At 71.8% G+C, this 5,545-nt stretch carries 4 protein-coding genes and 1 pseudogene; 2 read left to right on the top strand and 3 right to left on the bottom strand.

Annotated features, from left to right (window positions below):
• The 3 genes from ACWCO3_RS30690 to ACWCO3_RS30680 all read right to left on the bottom strand — a co-directional run.
• The coding region (locus tag ACWCO3_RS30690) for a hypothetical protein (RefSeq protein WP_450013363.1) at positions 1-1,278 on the bottom strand (1,278 nt) is incomplete at its 3' end.
• Complete coding sequence (locus ACWCO3_RS30685) at positions 1,259-2,266, bottom strand: glycosyltransferase family 2 protein (protein WP_450013361.1); 1,008 nt, start codon at positions 2,264-2,266, stop codon at positions 1,259-1,261. The genes ACWCO3_RS30690 and ACWCO3_RS30685, both read right to left, overlap by 20 nt.
• Positions 2,267-2,421: 155 nt before the next feature.
• Positions 2,422-3,714, bottom strand: a complete 1,293-nt coding sequence (locus tag ACWCO3_RS30680) for an acetyl-CoA C-acetyltransferase (protein WP_145778182.1) — start codon at positions 3,712-3,714, stop codon at positions 2,422-2,424.
• Positions 3,715-3,769: 55 nt separating this feature from the next.
• Between ACWCO3_RS30680 and ACWCO3_RS30675 the strand changes: the two genes are divergently transcribed.
• Positions 3,770-5,122, top strand: coding sequence for a 3-oxoacyl-ACP reductase (locus ACWCO3_RS30675; RefSeq protein WP_145778183.1), 1,353 nt, complete (start codon positions 3,770-3,772; stop codon positions 5,120-5,122).
• A gap of 140 nt (positions 5,123-5,262) precedes the next feature.
• A pseudogene (locus ACWCO3_RS30670) lies at positions 5,263-5,545 on the top strand (hypothetical protein); the annotation flags it as partial.

Below are 5,545 nucleotides of genomic sequence, written 5' to 3'. Positions count from 1 at the left end.
CGGTGCGCTCGGCCAGATCCCGTCACCCGGCCCGAGCGTCTCGGCGTACGGGGCGACGAAGTGCAGCAACGCCAACGCCTGCACGCGCAGGGTGGAGGCCCCGCCACCGGCGAACAGCCGGAAACCGAGCGCCATCGACGCCACCAGGCAGGCCAACGCCACCAGGGCGGGTCGTGGGATCTGCCGCTTGCGCCACCAGAACACCACGGCGGTGAGACCCAGGCCGGCGATCAGCGGCGGCAACGCGCTGGACTTCGCCCCCGCACAGACCAGCCCGAGCGCCGGGACCAGCAGCCAGGCCGGGCCGAGGGAACGCCCCCGGGCCGCGTCGACAACGAGCCCGGCCAGCAGCAACAACGGCACCAGCACGTACGTCTGGGAGGGGCTGGCGTAGGAGAGCGGCATCTCGCCGGACACACCCACGGGCGAGCCGAGCGTGACCGCCGCACCGGTGAAAGCGGTGAGGGCGGCCACCGGGCCAGCCCAGACCGCTCCACTCAAGTCGCGGGCCAGCCCGGCCGCGAGCACCACCGCCACGCCGACCACCGGTACCAGCCACAGCCGCAGCAGCACCGTCGTCGGCGCGATGCCAGTGATCATGCTGCCGCTGGCGATGTGGGCGTCGGAGAGGTAGTGGTACCGCAACGCCTCCCCCGCGACGTGCGGCAACTCGAATGGCATCGCCCGCGTCAACTCCTGCACCAGACCCAGGTGGTAGAGCACGTCCTGGTAGTAGCCGCCGGATACCGGAGGCAGCGGAACCATTCGCCACTGGACGTACCCCCAGGCCAGCACCACCAGCAGGGCCGCACCCATGCTCCAGTGCCAGCCGACCGGCAGCGGACGGCGCTCGCCGACCCGCCAGTGTCGGCGCAGCCCGGGCACGGCGGCGAACGCGACGAGTACGGGTAGCGGCCACCACCGCAGCAGGGTCTGTTGACCGGTCGCCGCTGCCAACGCCCAGGCGACGATCTCCAACAGCAGGCCGGTGGCCGCGCCGAAGCCGACATCCTCCGGAAGGTTGCCCCGGCTTCCGCGCAGCGCGCGGTGTACCAGGGTTCCGGGGAGCGCCAGCGCGAGGACCCAGTACGCGGAGAACCGGGCGAGGTCCGGCACCGGCACGCTGCCGCGTGACCACACCACGAGCAGTGCGCCGATCACGAGCACCCACGGGAGCGTGCTGAGAATCGGCACGAGAGCATTCCGGCGCGAGGCCGAGGCTGGGGCCGGAGTGTCGACCCGCTCGGCCAGCAGGGCGTCAGCCACGGAGTCGGACAACGTCGTCACCGACACGACCACGTGCACCCGCCTCCGGAACCCCGTCCTGGGAGTCGAACCCGATGTGGAAGGCGGGCCGGTTCTGCACTGTGGCGTAGATCCGGCCGACGTACTCGCCCAGCAGGCCGAGACAGACCAACTGCACCCCACTGAGCAGCAGCACCGCGACGAACATCGAGGTCCAGCCGGGGATGGTGGCACCGGAGACGTGGACGACCATGCCGAACACGATCAGGGCCAGGCAGAGCAGGAAGCTCGACATCCCCATCCAGGTGGCCAGGCGCAGAGGCGCGGCCGAGAAGTTCGCCGTGCTCTCCCAGGCCAGCGCGACCATCCGGCGCAGCGGATACTTCGTCTCCCCGGCGGCACGGACCTCGCGGTCGTAGCGCACCTCGGCGCTGGGGAAGCCGAGCGACGGCACCAGCAGCCGGTAGACCGGGGCACGCTCGGGCAGTTCGCGCAGAACCTCGATCACGTCCCGGCTGAGCAACCGGAAGTCACCAGCCTGCGCGGGCAGGTCGGCACCGACGAGCCGACGCATCACCCAGTAGTAAGCCCGGGCGGTGTTGCGTTTGAAGACCGTGTCGGTGCTGCGGTCGGCGCGCACGCCGTAGACGACGTCCACCCCGTCCTCGCGGGCCACCCGAAGCATCTCGGCGATGGTCTCCGGCGGATCCTGAAGATCGGCGTCCAGGCTGACCACCCAGTTTCCAACGGCCCGGTGCAGGCCAGCGGTCAACGCCGCCTGGTGACCGCTGTTGCGCCGCAGTCGGAGCACCCGGAGCTGGGGCCAGTCCCGGCCGTGATCGAAGAGCACCGACACGGTGTCGTCCCGGCTACCGTCGTCGACGGCGACCACCTCGTAGTCGACGCCGAGCGCGTCGAGCACCGGTCGCAGCCGGGCGACGAGGGCCGGGATGACCGCGGTCTCGTTGAACATCGGGATGACCACCGAGAGGGTGATCGTTCGTGGAACGACAGACTCCATGGTGATACGGCCCCGTTCCGCACGCAGGAGTGATCAGCGCCGCGTCGAGGACGCGGCAGCGATCACCGTTGCGCGGTGAACTCTCCGCCAGCGGGCCGACTACTGAACAGGCCGTTAACGTCTGGTGCCAGGTGACTCGGTAAGCGACCTTCCGCTCACCGCTCCAGGATCGCTGTCACGCCCTGACCACCGGCCGCGCAGATGGAGATCAGCCCGCGTCCGCTGCCCTTCTCGGCCAGCAGCTTGGCCAAGGTCGCCACGATCCGCCCGCCGGTGGCGGCGAACGGGTGCCCGGCGGCCAGCGAGGAGCCGTTCACGTTGAGCCGGTCGGTGTCGATCGCGCCGAGCGGTGCGTCCAGGCCGAGCCGGTCCTTGCAGAACTCCGGCGACTCCCAGGCGGCCAGTGTGGCCAGCACCTGCGAGGCGAACGCCTCGTGGATCTCGTAGTAGTCGAAATCCTGCAACGTCAGCCCGGCCCGGGCCAGCATCCGGGGCACCGCGTACGCGGGGGCCATCAGCAGCCCTTCGTCGCCGTGCACGAAGTCCACCGCCGCCGTCTCCGACCAGCTGAACCAGGCCAGCACGGGCAGGTTGTGCGCGGCGGCCCACTCCTCGCTGGCCAGCAGCACGGCGGATGCGCCATCGGTGAGCGGTGACGAGTTGCCAGCGGTCATGGTGGCCTGCTCGGCGTCCGGGCCACGGGTGCCGAAGACCGGCTTGAGCGAGCCGAGCTTCTCCACGCTGGTGTCCGGGCGCAGGTTCTGGTCGCGGGTCAGCCCCAGGTACGGCGTCATGAGGTCGTCGAAGAAGCCCCTGTCGTACGCGGCGGCGAGCCGCTGGTGCGAGCGCAGCGCCAACTCGTCCTGGGATCGCCTGTCGATCTGCCAGTGCAGCGCGGTGCGGGCGGCGTGGTCACCCATGGACAGGCCGGTACGTGGTTCGGCGTTGCGCGGGAGGTCGGGCTTGAACGGCTGGAGCGGGCGCAGCCGGGCGGCGACCTTCAACCGCTCGCCCAGGGTGCGGGCGCTGTTGAGCTTGAGCAGCGTGCGTCGCATCTCCTCGTTGACCGCGAGCGGCGCGTCGGAGGTGGTGTCGACACCCCCGGCGATACCCACATCGAGTTGACCGAGAGCGATCTTGTTGGCGACGAGGATCGCCGCTTCCAGGCCGGTGCCGCAGGCCTGCTGGAGGTCGTACGCGGGGGTGTGCGGGTCGAGCCGGGAGCCGAGGACCACCTCGCGGGTGAGGTTGAAGTCGCGGGAGTGCTTGAGCACCGCCCCGGCCACGACCTCGCCGACCCGCTGCCCGGCCAGCCCGTACCGGGCGATCAGGCCGTCCAGCGCGGCGCCGAGCAGGTCGGCGTTGGACGCGTCGGCGTAGCGGGAGTTGGAACGGGCGAAGGGGATGCGGTTGCCCCCGATGACCGCGACCCTCCGGATGCTCTGCACGATCCGCCTCCTCGCAAAGTGTTGCTCGAACCCTACTCGCCAGTAGGCTACGCCCATGACCGACAGGTACGCGAGCTTCGTCCAATCGGCCGCCGGTCGCACGGTGGTCAAGCGCTTCGGGCTTCCCGATCCGCCTCGACTGCGCCGGCACCACCTCGGCGACCCGCTGCTGCCTGGTCCGGCAGTGCTCGGCGCGGCCACCGGCGGTCGGCTCGCCGAGCCGGTCGGCACGATCCTGACGGCCGCCGGGGTCGAGCTGCGCGATGCCGCCGGCGCCGGACCCCAGGACCGCTTCGGAGCCCTGGTGTACGACGCCAGCGGCATCACCGACTCCACACAGCTCCGCCAGCTCTACGACTTCTTCCACCCGCACGCCCGGGCCGTGCTGCCCAGTGGCCGGGTGATCGTGCTGGGCACCCCGCCGCAGGAGTGCCCGACGCCCCGCGAGGCGACCGCCCAGCGCGCCCTGGAAGGGCTGGTCCGCAGCATCGGCAAGGAGTTCGGTCGGGGCACCACCGCCCAACTCGTCTACGTGACCCGGGCCGGGGACGGCGTCCTCACCAGCCTCGAGTCGACGCTCCGCTTCCTTCTCTCCGGGCGGTCCGCGTACGTCTCGGGTCAGGTGATCCGGGTCGGTGCCGGCGAGGCGACCGTCCCGGCCGACTGGGAGCGCCCATTGGACGGGCAGGTGGTGCTGGTCACCGGCGCCGCCCGGGGGATCGGCGCGGCGCTGGCCACGGTGCTCGCCCGCGACGGCGCACGGGTGGTCGCCCTGGACATCCCCGCCGCCGGGGACGCGCTGGCGGCGGTGGCGAACGACATCGGTGGCACCGCCGTGCAGCTCGACCTGACCGCACCGGACGCGCCGACCCGGCTCGCCGACCACCTGGCCAGCCGGCACGGCCGGGTCGACGTGGTGGTGCACAACGCCGGCATCACCCGGGACAAGACGCTCGGCCGGATGGACGCCGACCGGTGGGACCAGGTCCTCGACGTCAACCTCTCCAGCCAGGAACGGATCAACGACGTGCTGCTGGAGCGCGGGCTGATTCCGACCGGCGGGCGGATCGTGTCGGTCTCCTCGATCGCCGGGATCGCCGGAAACCGGGGTCAGACCAACTACGCCACCAGCAAGGCCGGAGTGATCGGGCTGGTCGACTCGCTCGCGCCGACCCTGCGGGAGCGGGGCATCAGCGTCAACGCGGTGGCCCCCGGCTTCATCGAGACCCGGCTGACCGCGCGCATCCCGCTGGTGGTCCGTGAGGCGGGCCGGCGGATGAACAGCCTGGCCCAGGGCGGCCTGCCGGTGGACGTGGCCGAGACGATCGGCTGGTTGGCCTGGCCGGCCAGCGGTGCGGTCAGCGGAAACGTGGTCCGGGTCTGCGGCCAGAGCCTGCTGGGGGCGTGATGCGGGGCAAGGAAGAGCCGGACGACGACCTCTCCCTGCACGAGCTGATCGACGGCCCGACCGAGACGCTGACCGCGGAGACCCTGGCCGCGGCTCTCGAACCGGCGTCGGGCAGCCGCACCCGGATCGGCCTGCCCCGGATGCCGGCGGTCGGGGCGCTGAACCGCCGGGCGTTGCTCGGCGCGCTACCGGGACTCGGCGGCGGGCGGCGCGGGAGCGGCCTGCCGACGGTCGAGCTGGCCGTCGGCGGGGTGACAGTCGACCGGGCACGCCTGGCCGACTACGACCGGGTCTGTGGGTTCCGGCTCAGCGATCGACTGCCGGGGACCTTTCCGCACGTCATGGGCTTCCCGCTGGCGCTGCGACTGATGACCCTGCCGGCGTTCCCGATCCCCCTCACCGGCCTGGTGCACGTCGGCAACC

This window comes from Micromonospora sp. NPDC002411, from assembly GCF_053592955.1.
This window is presented reverse-complemented; position numbering and strand designations above follow the sequence as displayed.